At 70.3% G+C, this 19,195-nt stretch carries 19 protein-coding genes; 13 read left to right on the top strand and 6 right to left on the bottom strand.

Annotated features, from left to right (window positions below):
• Nucleotides 1-60 precede the first annotated feature (60 nt).
• Complete coding sequence (locus tag AB0G47_RS24365) at nt 61-189, top strand: hypothetical protein (RefSeq protein ID WP_360773569.1); 129 nt, start codon at nt 61-63, stop codon at nt 187-189.
• Here AB0G47_RS24365 and AB0G47_RS24360 read toward each other — a convergent pair.
• Nucleotides 183-1,814, bottom strand: a complete 1,632-nt coding sequence (locus AB0G47_RS24360; RefSeq protein ID WP_360773566.1) for a metallophosphoesterase family protein — start codon at nt 1,812-1,814, stop codon at nt 183-185. The genes AB0G47_RS24365 and AB0G47_RS24360 overlap by 7 nt on opposite strands.
• A gap of 151 nt (nt 1,815-1,965) precedes the next feature.
• Here AB0G47_RS24360 and AB0G47_RS24355 point away from each other — a divergent pair, with 151 nt between their 5' ends.
• Both AB0G47_RS24355 and AB0G47_RS24350 read left to right on the top strand, forming a co-directional pair.
• Nucleotides 1,966-3,015, top strand: coding sequence for a 3-isopropylmalate dehydrogenase (locus tag AB0G47_RS24355; protein WP_360773563.1), 1,050 nt, complete (start codon nt 1,966-1,968; stop codon nt 3,013-3,015).
• A gap of 248 nt (nt 3,016-3,263) precedes the next feature.
• Entirely contained in the window at nt 3,264-4,355 is a 1,092-nt protein-coding gene (locus tag AB0G47_RS24350) for a branched-chain amino acid aminotransferase (protein ID WP_360773870.1), read from the top strand.
• 57 nt (nt 4,356-4,412) lie between these two features.
• Here the strand turns inward: AB0G47_RS24350 and AB0G47_RS24345 are convergent, their stop codons facing one another.
• Nucleotides 4,413-5,873, bottom strand: a complete 1,461-nt coding sequence (locus tag AB0G47_RS24345) for a cytosine permease (RefSeq protein ID WP_360773561.1) — start codon at nt 5,871-5,873, stop codon at nt 4,413-4,415.
• 163 nt (nt 5,874-6,036) lie between these two features.
• On the opposite strand from AB0G47_RS24345, the gene ureA reads away from it, so the two are divergent.
• The 9 genes from ureA to AB0G47_RS24300 all read left to right on the top strand — a co-directional run bounded on the left by ureA (nt 6,037) and on the right by AB0G47_RS24300 (nt 16,187).
• Nucleotides 6,037-6,717, top strand: coding sequence for an urease subunit gamma (ureA, locus tag AB0G47_RS24340; protein ID WP_360773559.1), 681 nt, complete (start codon nt 6,037-6,039; stop codon nt 6,715-6,717).
• A complete protein-coding gene (locus AB0G47_RS24335; protein ID WP_360773556.1) occupies nt 6,714-8,411 on the top strand; it encodes an urease subunit alpha in 1,698 nt (565 codons plus the stop codon). The genes ureA and AB0G47_RS24335 overlap by 4 nt, the downstream gene beginning before the upstream one ends.
• Before the next feature lie 28 nt (nt 8,412-8,439).
• The gene (locus AB0G47_RS24330) at nt 8,440-9,453 is read left to right on the top strand and encodes an agmatine deiminase family protein (RefSeq protein WP_360773553.1); all 1,014 of its coding nucleotides are present in this window, start codon (nt 8,440-8,442) and stop codon (nt 9,451-9,453) included.
• Between the two features lie 15 nt (nt 9,454-9,468).
• Entirely contained in the window at nt 9,469-10,095 is a 627-nt protein-coding gene (locus AB0G47_RS24325) for a TetR/AcrR family transcriptional regulator (RefSeq protein ID WP_360773550.1), read from the top strand.
• Between the two features lie 143 nt (nt 10,096-10,238).
• On the top strand, nt 10,239-11,279 hold the full coding sequence (locus tag AB0G47_RS24320; protein WP_360773547.1) for a protein TolB: 1,041 nt from the start codon (nt 10,239-10,241) through the stop codon (nt 11,277-11,279).
• 51 nt (nt 11,280-11,330) lie between these two features.
• The gene (locus AB0G47_RS24315; protein ID WP_360773544.1) at nt 11,331-11,513 is read left to right on the top strand and encodes a hypothetical protein; all 183 of its coding nucleotides are present in this window, start codon (nt 11,331-11,333) and stop codon (nt 11,511-11,513) included.
• A gap of 56 nt (nt 11,514-11,569) precedes the next feature.
• A complete protein-coding gene (locus AB0G47_RS24310; RefSeq protein WP_360773541.1) occupies nt 11,570-12,829 on the top strand; it encodes a hypothetical protein in 1,260 nt (419 codons plus the stop codon).
• A gap of 341 nt (nt 12,830-13,170) precedes the next feature.
• Nucleotides 13,171-14,775 (top strand): citramalate synthase, encoded by a 1,605-nt coding sequence (cimA, locus tag AB0G47_RS24305; RefSeq protein WP_360773538.1) that lies wholly within the window; start codon nt 13,171-13,173, stop codon nt 14,773-14,775.
• Nucleotides 14,776-14,843: 68 nt separating this feature from the next.
• Nucleotides 14,844-16,187: a hypothetical protein gene (locus tag AB0G47_RS24300; RefSeq protein WP_360773535.1), complete on the top strand. Its 1,344-nt coding sequence runs from the start codon at nt 14,844-14,846 to the stop codon at nt 16,185-16,187.
• On the opposite strand, the gene AB0G47_RS24295 is transcribed toward AB0G47_RS24300, so the two are convergent.
• Nucleotides 16,184-16,756: a GNAT family protein gene (locus AB0G47_RS24295; RefSeq protein ID WP_360773532.1), complete on the bottom strand. Its 573-nt coding sequence runs from the start codon at nt 16,754-16,756 to the stop codon at nt 16,184-16,186. The genes AB0G47_RS24300 and AB0G47_RS24295 overlap by 4 nt on opposite strands.
• A gap of 68 nt (nt 16,757-16,824) precedes the next feature.
• Between AB0G47_RS24295 and AB0G47_RS24290 the strand changes: the two genes are divergently transcribed.
• The gene (locus AB0G47_RS24290; RefSeq protein ID WP_360773529.1) at nt 16,825-17,430 is read left to right on the top strand and encodes a TetR/AcrR family transcriptional regulator; all 606 of its coding nucleotides are present in this window, start codon (nt 16,825-16,827) and stop codon (nt 17,428-17,430) included.
• A gap of 95 nt (nt 17,431-17,525) precedes the next feature.
• Here AB0G47_RS24290 and AB0G47_RS24285 read toward each other — a convergent pair whose 3' ends face one another.
• The 3 genes from AB0G47_RS24285 to AB0G47_RS24275 all read right to left on the bottom strand — a co-directional run bounded on the left by AB0G47_RS24285 (nt 17,526) and on the right by AB0G47_RS24275 (nt 19,181).
• Nucleotides 17,526-17,858: an SDR family NAD(P)-dependent oxidoreductase gene (locus AB0G47_RS24285; RefSeq protein WP_360773525.1), complete on the bottom strand. Its 333-nt coding sequence runs from the start codon at nt 17,856-17,858 to the stop codon at nt 17,526-17,528.
• Between the two features lie 29 nt (nt 17,859-17,887).
• Nucleotides 17,888-18,433 (bottom strand): hypothetical protein, encoded by a 546-nt coding sequence (locus AB0G47_RS24280; protein WP_360773523.1) that lies wholly within the window; start codon nt 18,431-18,433, stop codon nt 17,888-17,890.
• 136 nt (nt 18,434-18,569) lie between these two features.
• Entirely contained in the window at nt 18,570-19,181 is a 612-nt protein-coding gene (locus tag AB0G47_RS24275; RefSeq protein WP_360773520.1) for a YceI family protein, read from the bottom strand.
• Between the last annotated feature and the right edge of the window lie 14 nt (nt 19,182-19,195).

The raw sequence follows: 19,195 nt of genomic DNA, 5'->3' as shown, positions 1-19,195 counted from the left end.
CCCCGCCCCTTTCCGGCGTCTCGAAATCACCCTGCTCTTCCCTCAAGGAGTGGATCTCCCATGGCCGAGACGACCGCACGCCGAGTCCGCCACGCCTCCCGCACGAACGAGTCCGAGCGCAAGAACGCCGCCGCCGCCCTGCAGCGAGCTCTCGACCGCAGGGACAACGGCGGCGCGACGGGTCACTGACCCGAGCGTCCTCGTACCACCTCGAAATGGTCCACGCGCTCCCCGCTCTCGGCGAGCGCAGAGACCGTCAGCTTTGGGCTCGCCCCGGCCGTCACCTCGACTGCGAGGAACGAGAAGCCGGTGTACCGCACCCGTGACCACTCCACCGTGTCCGGATCCGGGAGGCGCAGCTTCGTCCAGTGGAACGACAGGATCGAATCGCGGTCGTCGACGTTCCCCTCGTAGCTGTCCTTCACCCCGGGGCCGAAGCTGTAGAGGTCCTTGCCCGCGCCGCCCGCGGTGACGTACACGATGCCGTCGCGCGTCGGATCGGTCGTCGCGCCGACCGGTACGGGCTTGCCGACCTCGCCCCCCTTGATCGCGTCCGTGCGCTCGTAGACGTGGTTGTGGCCGTTGATCACCAGGTCCACCTGGTGCTTGGTGAACAGCTCGAGCCACGCGTCGCGCACGCCGCCGTCCGATGCGTGGGTCGCCGTCGAGTACATGCAGTGGTGGAAGAAGACCACGATGAAGTCGATGGAGTCGTCCGCGCGCAGTGCGGCGAGGCGCTTGTCCAGCCAGGCCGTCTGCTTGCCGTCCGTGTAGCCCTTGTTGGCGGGGATCTCGTACGAGACGTCGTTCGCGTCGAGCGCGACGACGCCCACATTTCCGTACGTGAAGGAGTAGACGCCCGGCGCGCTCGATGCGTCGAAGCCGTTCTCGGGCAGCGACCAGCGGGCTGACTGGCCGCCGTAGCCGTTCGGCGAGTACCAGGCCTCCATGTCGTGGTTGCCGGTCGTCACCATCCACGGGACGGACTTCGCCACGGACTCCGTCTGCGCGAGGAAGGTGTCCCAGACGCGCGCGTCGTACGTGTCGGACTCTTTCCCGTGTCCAGTGCTGTCCGCGTAGCAGATGTCGCCCGCGTGCAGATGGAAGGACGGGTTCTGGCCCAGGATCAACTGGTCGTTGGCGAGGGCGTCATAGCTCACACCCTGGTCGCCGAAGGCCGTGAAGACGAACTTCTCCGCCTTGGCCGGGGCCGTGCGGAAGGAGCCGATCGTCGCCATCCGCTCGGGCGACGCCGGGTCGAAGCCGTCGTGCCCGACGCCGTAGTAGTACGTCGTGCCGGGCTTCAGGCCGTCGAGCGCCGCGTGCAGGTAGTACTGCTCGACCGCGGGCAGCTTCTTCGACAGGGACGGGGTGTGCAGGTCGCGCACCTCCGCCTCGACCTTCTGGCTCAGCTCCCAGGGCTTCAACCCCACCCGCAGATAAGGGGACTTGACGGCGAAGGGCACCTGCCAGGAGACGCGCATCTGGGTCTTCGGGTCGGCCCCGAAGGCGAGATGCCTGCCGAAGGGCGCCACCAGCTTGCCGTCGACCTTGACGGGCGCGGCCGGCGCGGCGAGCGGCCGTGATGCCGAAGCGCCCTCGCCGTGCGCGCTGCCCGAGCTGCCCGCGAGCAGGCCGATGCCGCCGACCGTGCCGGCCGTGGCGAACGAACTGGCAAGGACCTTGCGGCGGGAGAACTTCTTGCGCAGGTACTCGTGCTGCTCCGGCATGCTCATCTCGGAGGCGAGCTGCTCCGGTATGCCGACATTGGGGGTGGGGGGTCCGGGGGGTGTCCCCCTGGAAGGTGCAGTCATGGTGGGAGAACTTCCCAGTAACTTCCAACTCCCGCCAGGCCTGAAGGTGAAGAGAGGGTGTCCATGTCATGGCGCCCCCGTGGCGTGACCAGGGGTGTCCGCATGCCGGACTGCGAGTGTCATCCCCTGGGACGAAGCGTAGGCTGCTCGCATGTCGGCAAGTTCTCGCATCCTCAATCTCGCAGTGATCCCCGGTGATGGAATCGGCCAGGAAGTCGTGGCCCAGGGGCTCAAGGTCCTCAATGCCGTCCTCCCGCAGGATGTGAAGCTGGAGACCAAGGAGTTCGACTTCGGCGCCAAGCGCTACCACGCCACCGGTGAGACCCTCACCGACGCCGACGTGGAAGCCCTCAAGCGGTACGACGCGATCCTCCTCGGCGCGATCGGCGACCCCTCGGTCCCGTCCGGCGTCCTGGAGCGCGGCTTCCTGCTGAAGCTCCGCTTCCTCTTCGACCACCACGTCAACCTGCGGCCGTCCAAGCTCCTCCCGGGCGTCTCCACCCCGCTCGCCGGGCAGCCGGAGATCGACTTCATCGTCGTACGCGAAGGAACCGAGGGCCCCTACACGGGCAACGGCGGCACCATCCGCCAGGGCACCGAGCACGAGGTCGCCACCGAGGTCTCCGTGAACACCGCCTTCGGTGTCGAGCGCGTGGTCCGTGACGCCTTCGCCCGCGCGCAGGCCCGGCCGCGCAAGAAGCTGACCCTCGTCCACAAGAACAACGTCCTCGCGTACGCGGGTCACCTCTGGACGAACGTCTTCAACAAGGTGGCCAAGGAGTTCCCCGAGGTCACCACCGACTATCTGCACGTGGACGCGGCGACGATCTTCCTCGTCACCGACCCCGCGCGGTTCGACGTGATCGTCACCGACAACCTCTTCGGCGACATCATCACCGACCTCGCGGCGGCCGTCTCCGGCGGCATCGGCGTCGCGGCGTCCGGGAACATCAACCCCGCGCGTGAGTTCCCCTCGATGTTCGAGCCCGTGCACGGCTCGGCCCCCGACATCGCGGGCCAGGGCAAGGCCGACCCGTCGGCCACCGTCCTCTCCGTCGCGCTGCTCCTGCGCCACCTCGGGTACGAGGACGAGGCCGCCCGCATCGAGACCGCCGTCTCCGCCGACCTGGCCGAGCGCGGCGACTCGGCCCGCACGACGGACCAGATCGGCGACGCGCTCGCCGTACGAGTAGCCGGCTGACCCGGCAGCTCACTCACCATCGACGAGAAGCCGCCGGGTCCACATCGGACACCCGGCGGCTTCTCGTATGCGGCTCCGGGTGCCACCATCGACCCCTGGGCCGCAATCACGCTGTTCCTTCCACCGGTTCCCCCGAGCGATAATCGAACGTGGGGCCGCGGAATGCAGGGAAGCTCGGACGTCCTAGTACCGGAAGTACAGACGTGAGCGCGGTCCGTCACCATCACACCGTGAAGGACGAAGCACTCATGACGACGACGCCGACCATCGAGCTCAAGCCCTCCTCGAACCCGCTGTCCACAGCGGAGCGCGAGGCGATCCTGGCCAATCCCGGGTTCGGCCGCCACTTCACCGATCACATGGTGACGATCAAGTGGACGGAGGGCCGGGGCTGGCACGACGGCCAGCTCGTTCCGTACGGCCCGCTCGCCCTCGACCCGGCGACGAACGTCCTGCACTACGCCCAGGAGATCTTCGAGGGCCTCAAGGCCTACCGGCAGCCCGACGGCTCGGTGGCCTCCTTCCGCCCCGACGCCAACGCCCGCCGCTTCCAGGCCTCCGCACGCCGGCTCGCGATGCCGGAGCTGCCCGTCGAGATGTTCATCGAGGCGTGCGACGCGCTGGTCAAGCAGGACAAGGACTGGGTGCCCGCGCACGGCGGAGAGGAGTCCCTCTACCTGCGCCCCTTCATGATCGCGACCGAGGTCGGCCTGGGCGTGAAGCCCGCCAACGAGTACATGTTCATCGTCATCGCGTCGCCCGCGGGCGCGTACTTCCCCGGCGGGGTCAAGCCCGTCTCGATCTGGCTCTCCGAGGACCGGGTGCGCGCCGTGCCCGGCGGCGTGGGCGACGCCAAGACCGGCGGCAACTACGCGGCGTCGCTGCTCGCGCAGGCCGAGGCGGCGGAGAAGGGGTGCGACCAGGTCGCGTACCTCGACGCGGTCGAGCACAAGTGGGTCGAAGAGCTCGGCGGCATGAACCTGTACTTCGTGTACGGCAACAAGATCGTCACCCCCACGCTGACGGGCTCGCTCCTCGCCGGCATCACCCGCGACTCGCTCCTCACGGTCGCCCGTGACCTCGGCTACGAGTCAAAGGAGGCCCGGGTCTCCATCGACCAGTGGCAGGCGGACTCCTCGGACGGCACCCTGACGGAGGTCTTCGCCTGCGGCACCGCCGCGGTGATCACTCCCGTCGGGACGGTCAAGTGCCGGTCGGGGGAGTGGGAGCAGAGCGGCGGGCGGCCGGGCGAGGTCACCATGAAGCTGCGGGACGCGTTGCTGGACATTCAGCGGGGTACGGCCAAGGACGTCCATGGCTGGATGCACGACCTCGGCTGAGGGCTTTGGCGGTGTGAAGGCGGGCCCGGCGATGTGTCGCCGGGCCCGCCTTCGTTTTCAGTGCTTTGCGGTCTGTGGTTCGGCTGCCGGTTCGTCGTGGCTTGTCGCGCAGTTCCCCGCGCCCCTGAGGGGCGCTCCCGGCAGCCTGCGTTCCATAGCTGCGTACGCCAGGCCGCCCACAAGGCCCGACAGCAGGAAGCTGCAGTCCACCCCGCCCGTCAGGGGCAGCAGCGGGCCCTCGTACGTGGGGAGGGCGACCGCGGCCACCCCGACCACCGCGCCCAGCGCCCAGGACACCGTCGCCGGGACGTTCCAGCCGGCGCGGTACCAGTAACTCCCGCCCTTGGAGCGGCGGTTGAAGACCTGGAGGGCGTCCGCGTCGTACACGCCCCCGCAGCGGGCGAAGCCGATGAGGGTGATCACGGCCCACGGCGTACCGATCGCCGTGAGGAGCAGGACGAAGGACGTCATCGCGTCCGCCGCCTCCCACGCGAAGTGCCCCACGAAGACGCACGCCGTCGCGACGACGGCGACCGTGTACGTGGCCCGGGCGCGGGACGCCCGCGGCAGGATCGCGTCCAGGTCGAGGCCCATCGAGTACAGCATCAGACCCGCGTTGCCGACCGATCCCGCGGACGCGGCCAGCAGGAGCGGGATCAGGTACCAGCCGGGGGATGCGGACACCAGCGGCCCCGCGTAGTCGAGCGCCGCCCGCGCCGCGTACGCCGTGAACGTACCGAAGAGCTGCGGCACCAGAAGCCCGGCGAGCAGGCCGACCCACGCAGCCCGCAGCACCGAGCGCGAGCTGTGCCGCTCGGGGGAGATGTAGCGGGTGTAGTCGCCGAGGAGGGTGATGAAGGCGATGGGTCCCGAGAGGCCCGCCGCCACCAGCGCCAGGAGCCAGGTCGGCCAGAAGGAGCCGAGCAGATAGCCGCCCGCGTCGGGGAGCGCCGAGGTGGTGAAGTCGGGGGCGAAGGCCACGGTCCCGAGGATCAGGAGGGCGGTCATGCCCACCGCCAGGATGCGGGAGAGCCGCAGCAGCACCCGGTAGCCGTATATCGCGCCCGCCACGGTGGCCGCGGCGAGCAGCGCGTACACGATTCCGTACGAGAGGCCGCCGACCGGAAGGCCGACGAGCCGGTGCAGCGTGCCGACCATGACGTCGCCGCCGATCCAGATCGTCAGCGCGGTGTAGCCGAGGGAGAGCAGCAGGCCCACGATCGAGCCGACCAGGCGGCCGCGCACGCCGAACTGGGCCCCGGAGGACGTGGACAGGTTCGTTCCGGTGCGGAGCGAGACGAGGGCGAGCGGCGCGGTCAGTGCCGTGCCGATCACCGTGCCCGCCACCACCGCGCTGACCGAGGCCCACCAGCCCAGGCCGAACGAGACCGGCAGCCACCCGAAGATGATCACTCCGAGGCAGAGATTGGATCCGAGCAGGATCGAGATGAGATCGCGAGGACCGCTGGTGCGTTCCTCGTCCGGGATGGTGTCTACTCCGCGCTGTTCTATCGGCATGAGGGTGCCCCTGACGCTCGAGGGTGGCGGCCTGCGCACACAGGGTCGCCGTTCGACTGTTTGAGTGCCGCTCTATGTGACCTGAGTCAAGCTCGCCCGTCAATGTTTCCGTGGAATGAATCTCATGGTTAGAGTGATGCTCTAAAGACGGAGGTGTGGTGTCGTGCGACTTACCCCCACGGAACGCGACCGGCTGCTGCTCTTCGGGGCCGCCGAGCTCGCCAGGGCCCGCAAGGCGCGCGGCCTCAAGCTCAACGTCCCCGAGGCGACCGCGCTGATCGCGGACACGGTGTGCGAGGCGGCCCGCGACGGGGCCAGGCTCGCCGAGGCCATCGAACACGCGCGTGCGGTCCTGGGCCCGGACGACGTGCTGCCGGGTGTGGCGGACGTGGTCACCGAGGTGCATGTGGAGGCCGTCTTCGACGACGGCTCCCGGCTCGCCGTCGTGTCCCAGCCGATCGGGGCGGGCCTCGGCGGCGAGGCGCCGGGCGCGCTGCTGCCCGGGCCCGAGCACGCGGATCTCGCCCCCGCCGTGACGCTGACCGTGCACAACACCGCAACCGTGCCCGTCTCCGTCACCTCGCACTTCCACCTCTTCGAAGCCAACCCGCGGCTCGACTTCGACCGGGCTGCTGCCTATGGCATGCGGCTTGCGGTGCCCGCCGGGTCCTCCGTGCGTTTCGGGCCGGGCGAGAGCGTCGAGGTGGGGCTCGTGCCGATCGGCGGCGACCGCGTCGCGATCGGCTTCGCCGGCCTGGTGGACGGCGCGCTCGACGCGCCCGGCGCGAAGGAAGAGGCCCTGCGCAGGGCCAGGGCCTGCGGCTACCTGGGAGCTGACCGATGACCGGACAGAACATCGATCCGTACGCGTACGCCTCCACCCATGGGCCCCGCGCGGGCGACCGGGTCCGGCTCGGCGACTCGGGCCTGACCGTGCGTGTGGAGTCCGACGCGCAGAAGTACGGCGACGAGTTCCTGGCGGGCTTCGGCAAGACCGCCCGCGACGGGCTGCACCTGAAGGGCGCGGCGGTCCGCGAGACCTGTGACGTCGTGATCAGCAATGTGCTGGTGATCGATGCGGTGCAGGGCATCCGCAAGGTGTCCATCGGGATCAGGGAGGGCCGCATTCACGCCATCGGGCGGGCCGGCAACCCGGACACGCTCGATGGGGTCGATGTCGTGGTGGGTACGGGCACGTCCATCGTGTCCGGTGAGGGGCTGATCGCCACCGCCGGTGCCGTGGACACCCATGTCCATCTGCTGTCGCCGCGGATCATGGAGGCGTCGCTTGCCTCCGGGGTGACGACGATCATTGGCCAGGAGTTCGGTCCTGTGTGGGGGGTGGGGGTCAACTCGCCCTGGGCGCTGCGGCATGCGTTCAATGCCTTCGACGCCTGGCCGGTCAACATCGGTTTTCTGGGCCGGGGTTCGTCCTCGCACGACGCGCCGCTGATCGAGGCGCTCGCCGAGGGCGGCGCGTCCGGTTTCAAGGTGCACGAGGACATGGGCGCGCACACCCGCGCCCTGGACACGGCGTTGCGGGTGGCCGAGGAGCATGACGTCCAAGTCGCCCTGCACAGCGACGGGTTGAACGAGTGTCTCTCCGTCGAGGACACCCTCAAGGTCCTGGAAGGGCGGACGATTCACGCCTTCCACATCGAGGGGTGTGGCGGCGGGCATGTGCCGAACGTGCTGAAGATGGCGGGTGTCCCGAACGTCATCGGGTCCTCCACCAATCCGACGCTGCCCTTTGGGCGGGACGCGGTCGCCGAGCACTACGGGATGATCGTCTCCGTCCATGACCTGAAGACGGATCTGCCGGGCGACGCCCACATGGCGCGTGACCGGATCCGTGCCGGGACGATGGGCGCCGAGGACGTGCTGCACGACCTGGGCGCGATCGGCATCACTTCCTCGGACGCGCAGGGCATGGGGCGCGCGGGTGAGACCGTACGCCGGACCTTTGCGATGGCCGGGAAAATGAAGGCCGAGCTGGGCCCGATGGAGGGCGACGGCGAGCACGACGACAACGCGCGCGTCCTGCGCTACATGGCCAAGCTGACCATCAACCCGGCCATCGCGCATGGTCTGGCGCACGAGGTCGGTTCCCTCGAGGTCGGCAAGATGGCCGACATCGTGCTGTGGCGCCCGCAGTTCTTCGGGGCGAAGCCGCAGATGGTCCTCAAGTCCGGCTTCCCCGCCTACGGGGTCACCGGGGATCCGAACGCCGCCACCGACACCTGCGAACCCCTCGTCCTGGGGCCGCTGTTCGGCGCTCATGGTGCGACGCCCGCCGACATCTCGGTCGCCTTCGTCGCCCAGGCCGCCGTCGATCAGGGCAACGACACGATGACCACCCGGCGCCGCCGTGTCGCCGTTCGTGGCACGCGTGGCATCGGGCCCGCCGATCTGCGCCTCAACTCCCGTACCGGCGCCGTGGACGTCGATCAGCGCTCCGGCCTGGTCACGCTCGACGGTGACCCGCTCAGCTCCGAGCCCGCCGACTCGGTCTCCCTCAACCGCCTGTACTTCCTGTGATTCCTGTGACTCCTGTGAGGACCCCGCGATGACTTTCCGTATGCCCGCCGAGTGGGCCCCGCACGAGCGGACCTGGATGGCGTGGCCGAGCCCCAACCCCACGTTCACCAACGACGAGGAGCTGGCCGAGGGCCGCGCGGCCTGGGCGAACGTGGCCCGCGCCGTGCGCCGCTTCGAGCCCGTCACCATGGTCGTCGGCACCGGGCAGAGCGAGTCCGCCCGCGCGCTGCTCGGCCCGGACATCGACCTTGTCGAGCGCGACCTGGACGACGCGTGGATGCGTGACATCGGCCCCACCTTCGTCCGTGACGGTGACCAACTGGCCGCCGTGGACTGGGTGTTCAACGGCTGGGGCGGCCAGGACTGGGCCCGCTGGGAGCACGACTCGAAGATCGCCCGGCACGTCGCCGACATCGCGGGCGTGCCGGTGCACTCCTCGCCGCTGGTCAACGAGGGCGGCGGCATCCACGTCGACGGCGAGGGCACCGTGCTGCTCACCGACACGGTCCAGCTCGACCCGGGCCGCAACCCCGGCCTGACCCGCGAGCAGGCCGAGGAGGCGATCCACGCCCGCATCGGGACCACGAAGGCCATCTGGCTGCCGCGCGGCCTGACCGGCGACTACGGCACCTTCGGCACCCGGGGCCATGTCGACATCGTCGCCGCGTTCGCCGCGCCCGGCGTGGTCCTCGTCCACTCACAGCAGGACCCCGCCCACCCCGACTTCGAGGTCAGCAAAGAGATCATCGGGGTCCTCCGGGGGCAGACGGACGCCCGCGGCCGGACCCTGGAGATCGTCGAGGTGCCCGCGCCGACCGTCCTCACCGACGACGAGGGCTGGGTCGACTACTCCTACATCAACCACTACATCTGCAACGGCGGCGTCGTCCTGTGCGCCTTCGACGACCCGCGCGACGAGATGGCGGCGGGCATCTTCCGCCGTCTCTTCCCCGACCGGACGGTGACACTCGTGGACGCCCGTACGATCTTTGCCGGGGGTGGTGGCATCCACTGCATCACCCAGCAGCAGCCGAAGGTGTGATCTAGGAGTAACCCCATGGCCGGGACAGCCCGTGCGCGCAAGAACGCACCGCCGCGCGAGGACGTCCTTGCCGCGGCCATGGAGATGATCGCCGAGCGCGGCCTGGAGAAGCTGACCATGGCCGCGCTCGGCCGTGAGGTGGGCATGAGCAGCGGCCACCTCCTCTACTACTTCCGCACCAAGGACGAGCTGCTCCTGCGCACCCTGGAGTGGAGCGAGTCCGCGCTCGGCGCCGAGCGGAGCCGGCTGCTCGCGCGGCGCGGCACGGCCCGCGAGCGGCTCGACGCGTACGTCGATCTGTACGTCCCCGACGCCCCCGGCGACCCCCACTGGACGCTCTGGCTCGAGGTCTGGAACCGCTCCCTGAACGCCGACGAGGACGAGCGCGACCGGCAGGTCGCCATCGAGAGCGCCTGGCACCGCGACCTGGTGGCGCTGCTCGCCGAGGGCGTCTCGCGGGGCGAGTTCAAGGGCCTGGACCCCGACCGGTTCGCGACGCGGCTTCGCGCGCTGCTCGACGGGTTCTCCATCCATGTGGCGATCGGCCTTCGGGGCACGGGCCGGGACCAGATCCTCGCGCATGTACGGGAGTTCCTGGACGGTGCGCTCTCCCCGGGAACCGAGGACGCTCCGGGGGCGTAAGACCCCGCTGCCCCCGTCTAGGTTGTACGCAATCCGGCGGATTGCGTGTCTTCGCGTGGTGCGCTTGTATCCCCGTGGGCCTTCGGTACCGGTCCGGGGGGATCGACAGGTTTTGGGGGGAAGCCATGTCCACCGCTAGACGTGTGTCCTTGAGCGCCTTACTCGTCGCGGCGCTCGGCACGACCCTGTTACCGGCCGCGGCGCAGGCCGCGCCGCGACAGCCGTCGGCGCCGAAGGTGGAGCGCGTGAGCGTCGCGGCCGACGGCACCGAGGCCGACGGGGCTTCCCGTACGGCGTCCATCTCGGGGAACGGCCGTTACGTCGCCTTCTACAGCGACGCGGAGAATCTGACCGATGGTCATCAGGGGCCGTACGACTGGGCGTTCGTGAAGGACCTGGAGACCGGCGAGGTCAAGCGTCTCAAGAACTCCATGGCCGCCCCCGTGATCAGCGACGACGGGCGGTACGCGGCGCACACCGGCTGGGGCACGCACGGCATCAACGTCTTCCTCACCGACCTGAGCACGGGGGAGATCGAGCAGATCGACGGCAGGGGCTTCAAGTACAGCGCGTCATCCCCGGCCATCAGCGCGAACGGCCGCTACGTCGCCTATGACCTGCAGCCGCAACACCCCGGAGACCCCCGGCGGGTCGAGGTCTACGACCGTGAGAAGGACACCCGCGAGATCATCAGCGACGGACCGCCGGACTCGGCCCGCGACATGGTGGACCCGTCCATCAGCGCCGACGGCCGCCACGTCGCCTACGACGACAAGGGCACCGGCCAGGTCTGGCTCCGCGACCGCACCACGGGCAGCCTCACCCGGATCGACGACGGCACCCCGTCCAAGGTGGTGGAGGTCAGCGGCCGAACGGTGGCGCTGAACTCGGCGGACGGCGCGTACGTACGCGATCTGCGCACCGGAAAGGTCCAGCGCTTCGAGGGCAAGCGCGCGCAGGCCGTAAGCCCGGACGGGCGCCAACTCCTGTACCTGGACGCCGAGTCGAAGATCGCCCTGCGCGATCTCCGCAGCGGCCACGAGGTGACCGTCGGCCACGGCGGGGCGAGCGCGGGCGCGATCGCCGACAAGGGGAAGAGCGTCGTCTACAGCTCGGACGACACGGACGTGGTGCCGGGCGACACAAACGGCCTGGCGGACGTCTTCAAGTGGACGGCGCGCTGATGCCACAAGAGAGCCGTCACGGGCCTGTGCCTGACCACCGTGCTCGGCACGATGGGAGCGCTCCCTGCCCATGCCTCGGGCACCGCCGCGCCCAAGCCCCCGTGGACGGAGCGCATCGACGTCACCGCCGACGGCGGCGCGATCGTCTTTGTGTCCCGCGCGGGCAACCTGGTCCCGGACGACACGAACACGTGGTGGGACACCTTCGTGCGCCACCTCGGGCCGGGCAGTTGAACCAGCATGCAGAGCAGTTGAACGACCAACCACAAGGAACCACGGGGGACTTGATCATGTCCGGGAACCACCGCAAGCGCTTCGCCCTGACCGCTGCGGCCGTCGTCGCGGCCGTCACCGTCACCACCCTGCCCGCCGCCTTCGCCGCACCCGGCGCCGACGCCGCGCCCCGCACCGAGGGCGTCAGCGTCACGGCCGACGGCGAGGCGGCCAATGACCGCTCATCGGGCGCGGCCCTCAGCCGCGACGGCCGGTACGCGGCCTTCGACTCCGAGGCCACCGACCTGACCGCCGGCGACACGAACGGTCTTCGCGACGTCTTCGTACGCGATCTGCGCACCGGAAAGACGCAGCGCATCGCCCTTGAGGGCCGCGAGGTCAGGGGCCCGTCCCTGAGCGCCGACGGCCGCTACGTCGCGTTCGTCTCCTCGCCCGCGGGCAACTACTCGGACTCCGACGTCCGGCTCTACGACCGCAGGACCAAGAAGACCGAGCGCCTCGACGTCGAGCTGCCCGACGGCTTCGACGGCACCGGCGCCGGCGGCGTCTCGCTGAGCGCCGACGCCCGGTACGCCGTCTTCGACACCGACCACCGCGAGGACGGCAGCGTCGTCTTCCTGCGCGACCGCAAGACCGGCACGACGGAGCGGATCAGCCAGCCGAACGACACGTGGCAGCCGCGCGCCTCGCACTCGGCGACCGTCAGCGACGACGGCAGCCGCGTCGTCTACGCCCGCAACTACACCAACGGTCCGCGCGGCGACGACTGGAGCGACGTCTGGCTGCGCGACCGCAAGACCGGCGAGCTGACGGAGATCGACCGCTCCCACGACGGCTCCGAGACCGAGAAGGAGTCCCTCGACCCGTCCATCAGCGGTGACGGCCGCAAGGTCGTCTTCGAGTCGCGCGACACGCATCTCGTCCCCGACGACAACGACGCCGCCTGGAACGTCTTCGTGCACGACATCGCGTCCGGCAAGAACCAGCGGATCCACGGCACCCAGGGCGGCCCCGGCGAGGCCTACACGCGCTCGCCCGCGATCAGCGCGAACGGCCGCCGGCTCACCTTCACGACGGAGCTGGCCGAGCCGGGCTCCGAGTACGGCAAGGAGTGGCCCGCCTACCTGCGGGACCTGAAGACCGGCACGACCACACTGATCAGCCCGGACACCACGGGCGGCACGGCATCGGCCAAGGTCGCCCCCGGCGGCATCTCGGCGAGCGGCGCGCGGATCGCCTTCTACTCCGCCGACGCGACCCTGCTGAGCGGCGACACGAACGACGGCTACGACGTCTTCGTACGCCACATGCGCTGACGCCTCAGGGTGACGCTTCACTCATGCGGGCGACGTTCGGACATGTCGCCCGCATGGTGAGACGGGGCAGCGCGGTGTGTGCGGGCTGTGGCAGGCTGCCACCGTGCTCTCGTTCGCCATGATTATTGGCAGCAGGCGCGCCGGTCCGCAGTGACCGTCTCGTACCACCATGTACGGGCGGACACCGTCGTCTTCAGACCCGCGCGCAAACCTCTCGTACCCACGAGGGGTTTTTTCGTTTCCTGGCCCAACTGCAGCCGGACGCGGAGCGCGAGGGATCATTGAGGCGGTGGAGCCGGTCATTCCGGTAGACCGAGATCCGACACAGGAGCCAGATCAGCATGACGGAAACCAGCACACCCGACGATGCGTTCCACGTCTTTGACACCACGCTGCGCGACGGCGCGCAGCGCGAGGGAATCAACCTGACCGTCGCGGACAAGCTGACCATCGCCCGGCACCTGGACGACTTCGGCGTGGGCTTCATCGAGGGCGGCTGGCCGGGTGCCAACCCCCGCGACACCGAGTTCTTCGCCCGCGCACAGCAAGAGATCGACTTCCGGCACGCCCAGCTCGTCGCCTTCGGCGCCACCCGCCGCGCGGGGGCCAAGGCCGCCGATGACCCGCAGGTCAACGCGCTCCTCGACTCCGGCGCCCCCGTCATCACGCTCGTCGCCAAGTCCCATGACCGGCACGTCGAGCTCGCCCTGCGCACCACCCTTGAGGAGAACCTGGAGATGGTGCGCGACACCGTCTCCTACCTCGTCTCCCAGGGGCGGCGCGTCTTCGTCGACTGCGAGCACTTCTTCGACGGCTACCGCGCCAACCCCGAGTACGCCAAGTCCGTCGTACGCACCGCCGCCGAGGCCGGCGCCGACGTCGTCGTCCTGTGCGACACCAACGGCGGCATGCTCCCCGCGCAGATCCAGGCGATCGTGGCGACCGTCATCGCCGACACCGGCGCCCGGCTCGGCATCCACGCCCAGGACGACACGGGCTGCGCCGTCGCCAACACCCTGGCCGCCGTGGACGCGGGCGCGACCCACGTCCAGTGCACGGCCAACGGCTACGGCGAGCGCGTCGGCAACGCCAACCTCTTCCCCGTCGTCGGCGCCCTGGAGCTGAAGTACGGCAAGAAGGTGCTGCCCGAGGGCTCGCTGACCGAGATGACCCGCGTCTCGCACGCCATCGCCGAGGTCGTCAACCTCACCCCCTCCACGCACCAGCCCTACGTCGGCGTCTCGGCCTTCGCCCACAAGGCGGGCCTGCACGCCTCCGCGATCAAGGTCGACCCGGACCTCTACCAGCACATCGACCCGGACCTGGTGGGCAACCGGATCCGCATGCTCGTCTCCGACATGGCTGGCCGCGCCTCCATCGAGCTCAAGGGCAAGGAGCTCGGGGTCGACCTGGGCGACGACCGCGAGCTGGTCGGCCGGGTCGTGGAGCGGGTCAAGGAGCGCGAGCTCCAGGGGTACACGTACGAGGCCGCCGACGCCTCCTTCGAGCTGCTGCTGCGCGAGGAGGCGGAGGGCAGGCCCCGGCGCTACTTCCGCGTCGAGTCCTGGCGGGGCATCGTCGAGGACCGGCCCGACGGTACGCACGCCAACGAGGCGACGGTCAAGCTGTGGGCCAAGGGCGAGCGCATCGTCGCCACGGCGGAGGGCAACGGCCCGGTCAACGCCCTCGACCGGGCGCTGCGGGTCGGCCTCGAGCGGATCTACCCCCAGCTCGCCAAGATGGAACTGGTCGACTACAAGGTCCGCATCCTGGAGGGCAAGCACGGCACGTCCTCCACGACCCGCGTACTGATCTCCACCAGCGACGGTGACGGGGAGTGGTCGACGGTGGGCGTGGCGGAGAACGTGATCGCGGCGTCGTGGCAGGCGCTGGAGGACGCGTACACCTTCGGCCTGCTGCGGGCGGGCGTCACGCCCGTGGAGTAGCTATGACGAAGTGAAAACAGTCGGGCTCCGGACGTCCGTCCGGGGCCCGACTGAGTTAGCTTCGAAGTATGAGGAAGAATGGGACGAAGCGCATTTTTGTCGCGTTGTCCGGCCTTCTCGTCTCCTTGGGGGCCGTGTCACTCACGGCCGCGCCCGGAGCCGCGGCGGCCACGAGCGTCCCGGTGGTCGCGGAGGCCTGGGAGAAGAGCCCGGTGTACGTCGATCCGGCCGCATCGGACCAGCTGTCCGGGGCCGAGGCGGACGCCATCGCGGACAAGATCACGGACGCCGACAAGCCGGTCTTCGTGGCCGTGCTGCCCGCCGACTTCCCCCAGCAGGACCTCTTCCAGAAGCTTCGCACCGAGACCGGAGTGACGGGTGTCTACGGCATCCGGCTCGGTGACAAGTTCGACGCCAAGGCCGACAGCCAGGTCCTGAGCAACGCCGCGGTCTCGAACCTGGTGACGACGTTCGGGGACGAGCCCGACACCAAGACCCAGCTCAACGACTTCGTCGACCAGGCGGTCAAGGACGCGAACGGCTCGGCACCGTCGTCCTGGGCCGACGCGGGATCCGAGGACGGCGTCTCCGTGGCCGCGCTGATCGGCGTCGGCGCGGTGCTCGTGGCCGGTGCCGGCGCGACGTACGCGGTGGTCCGCAGGAACCGCCGGCGCAAGGCGGACGAGCAGCGGGCGGCGCTGGAGAAGCTGCGGGTCGTGGTCGACGAGGACATCACGGCGTACGGCGAGGAGCTCGACCGCCTCGACTTCCACCCCGCGGAGGCGGGCGCGGACGACACGATGCGAGCGGACTACGAACGGGCCCTGGACTCGTACGAGAAGGCCAAGTCCTACATGGCGGCCGCGCAGCGCCCCGAAGAGGTCCGCGGCGTCACCCAGGCCCTGGAGGACGGCCGCTTCTCGCTCGCCCTGCTCGCCGCGCGCCGGGAGGGCAGGCCCCTGCCGGAGCGCCGCGCCCCCTGCTTCTTCGACCCCCGGCACGGCCCCTCGGTCAAGGACGCCCAGTGGGCACCGCCGGGCGGCGCCGAACGCTCCGTCCCGGTCTGCCTCGCCGACGCCACCCGCCTCGCCGACGGCGAGGAACCGCTGGCCCGCACGGTCGCCACCGAGTCGGGCGAGCGCCGCCCCTACTGGGAGGCGGGCCCCGCCTACGGCCCCTGGGCGGGCGGCTACTTCGGCGGCGGCATCCTGCCGGGCCTGCTCATCGGCACGATGCTGGGCGGCATGATGGCGAGCCCCGCGTACGCCGCGGACTACGGCTCCGGATACGGCGACTTCGGGGCGGGCTCCGGGTACGACGGCGGCGACTACTCCGGGTCGGACTTCGACTCCGGGGACTTCGGGGGCGGCGGGGACTTCGGCGGGGGCGGCGATTTCGGGGGCGGGTTCTAGGCAGCCGCCGGCTGCTCGCTCTGCCCCTCGCCCCGCCACTCGTGTGCAAGGAGCGACCAGATCTCCATGTCGTGCCGGACCCCGCGGTAGAGGGACTGGTCCCGCAGGGTGCCGTCCAGGTGCATGCCCATCCGCTGGGCGACGGCCCTGCTGCGGGTGTTGCCCGCGCTGTTCCACCACTCGATCCGGTGCATCCCGCGCTCACCGAAGGCGTACGCGATCAAGTGCCGTACGCCCGCGCTGATCAGCCCGCGGCCCTCGCCCGCGGGTTCCGTCCACACGCCGATCTCGCAGTTGCCGCGCTCGGCGTCGAACTGCACGAACATCACGCCGCCGACCAGGGTGCCGTCCAGCCAGATCCCGTAGATCCGCCCGGCGTCGGCGGCCTGCTTGTCCGCGAAGGCCTGGAGCGTGGCGCGGGCGGACTCCACGTCGGTGGAGCGCGTGGCCCACGGGATCCACGGGTCGGTGTGCGGGCGGGCCCGGTCGATGTGGGCGAGGAACTCGTCGGCCTGCCAGGGCTCCAGGAGGCGGAGCTCGGCACTCTCGGTCAGCGGTATGGCGTACATGGCGGTTCCTAGGTACGAGAGGTACGGAGTACGTACGTAACGAACGTTGGGTATGTACCCTACCGGGTATGACGCCAGCCCGTGGAGACCATGACGCACGCCGGACCGAGGTCTCCGAGGCGGTGTGGCGGGTCCTTGCGGCGCGCGGATTCGGCGGCCTCACGCTGCGCGCGGTCGCCACGGAGATGGGGGCGACCACCGGGCTCCTGACGCACTACTTCCCGAGCAAGCGGGCCCTGGTGCGGCACGCCCTTGACGTGCTCGACCGCAGGTCGGCGGAGCGGCCGCGCCCCGCGACGGAACGGGCCGGGGCGGCGTCGGGCCTGGTGATGCTGCGGGCCCGGCTCCTGGACATCCTCCCTCTGGACGCGGAGAGCGCGGCGAGCAACCGCATCTGGGTGGGCTCCTGGGACGTCGCGCTCGCCGACCAGGAACTGGCCGACGAGCACGCGGCGCGCTACCGCCAGGGCCGCGAGCGGATGACCGAGCACATCGCGGAGGCCCAGCGCCTGGGCGAACTGCCGCAGACGCCACCGCCGGCGGATGTGGCGGCGGCGTCCCAGAGCTTCGTACTCGGCCTGGTGGTCCAGGCACTGTTCGCACCGGGGGAGTTCCCGGCCGAGCGCCAGATCGCGCTGGTGGACGAGTTTCTGGCGGGGCTGAGGGAGGGCTGAGGGGGACGGGGGAGACCGGGCGGCGGCCCCGGTGGCGCAGTTGGGCCGCGGTGATCTGGAGGGCCAGGGGCAAGTGGCCGCAGAGGGAGGCGAGTTCACGCACGGCCGCCGGCTCGTCGCGGGCTCCGCGATGTCGCAGTCCTGGCAGTACGCGCCGCCGGGCGAAGGTTGAGAGACCGCACCTCCACCCGCGGGACGTCGCGCAGCGCCTCGCGCGCCGTGGCGGGCCTGCGCGCCGGGACGATGAGCTGTGCGCCCGCGCGGCTCAGCGCCCGCGTGATCTCCAGACCGAGCCCGGAGCAGCCGCCGGTGACCAGTGCCGTTCTGCCCTGGAGGCTGATCCCGTCGCGTACGTCGACCGCCGGGCTGTTCGCGCCGAAACCGCTGCCGATCTTGTGCTGCTGTTGCTGCTGTTGCCGTGTGCTCATGCGGGCGACCGTAGGAACCGGAGCACCCTCTAGCGCAAGGAGCCATCGCCGGCTGCCGGTACCTGCCAGCGGCCCGAATGGCCGGGCGGGAGCGCCAGGTCGCGCCGGACCGCCGCGTAGTACTCCTCACGCGTCGCGCGCTGGCGGTCGAGCAGCCGTTCCCACGCCTCGGGATCCCGGGTGCCCTCGCGCATGAAGCGTTCCATGTCGACCACCGTCATGACCCAGACCCGTGCCGTGGCCACCACTTCCGGCGTGCCGAGCATCAGCAGCGCCTCGCCGGCCGGGTCCCGCGCACTGGCCGCCTCGGCCAGGTGGGGCTCCGCGTCGGCGGGGGACAGCGGGTGCGGATGCGGGTCGTTGCCGTGGTGGGCAGAGACGCGGTAGGTGAGGGTCACCGTCTGCTTCAGGACCCGGGCGTACTCGGTGTAGACGGTGAGCCGCCGCTCCTCCCAGCGGGCGGCCTGCTCTCGCTGGAAGCGCACGCGGTCGCCGCGCATGATGGCCGCGTACGAACCGAGGGCGCCGACGATCACGCCTATGAGGGCGGGGAGTTGCTGCAGAAACTCGGGCACGGCCTGAACCGTATCGAACCCGGATACGCCGAGCGCCCGCCCTCCCGTTACGGGGGTGGAGGGCGGGCGCGCTCAGGGAGAGCTGACGCTCATGCAGGGCTGAAGGCCCTGTCGGATGGAGGGCTCAAAGCCCCCGTCAGGCGGCGTTCTTGATCGCGGAGATGTCGAAGTTCAGCTTGATCTTGTCGGAGACCAGCACGCCGCCCGTCTCCAGCGCCGCGTTCCAGGTGAGGCCCCACTCCGAGCGGAGGATCTCCGACTTGCCCTCGAAGCCGACGCGCTCGTTCCCGAAGGGGTCCGTGGCCGCGCCGTTGAACTCCAGGTCGATGGAGATCTCCTTGGTGGTGTCGAGGATCGTCAGGTCACCGGTGATGCGGTAGTCGTCGCCGAGAGCCTCCGCCTTGGTGGAGCGGAACGTCATCTCCGGGAACTCGTCGGTCTTGAAGAAGTCCGAGCTCTTCAGGTGGCCGTCACGGTCCGCGCTGCCGGTCTCGATGCTGTCCATCTTGATGTCGATGGAGGCCGTCGAGCGGGACGGGTCCGTGCCGTCCAGGTGCAGCGTGCCGGCGACGTCCGCGAACGAGCCCTTGACGTTCGTGACCATGGCATGCCGGGCGACGAAGCCGATCGACGTGTGCGAGGGGTCGATCGTGTAGTCGCCGGTCAGGGCGGCCAGGTCCGGGTTGACCGGGGCGGGCGCCGTGGCGGTGATGGTGGCGGTGTCGTTCTTGCGGCCGAAGAGACCCATGACTGCTCCTTGGG

The organism is Streptomyces sp. NPDC021622 (genome assembly GCF_040640795.1).
Lineage (GTDB): Bacteria > Actinomycetota > Actinomycetes > Streptomycetales > Streptomycetaceae > Streptomyces.
This window is presented reverse-complemented; position numbering and strand designations above follow the sequence as displayed.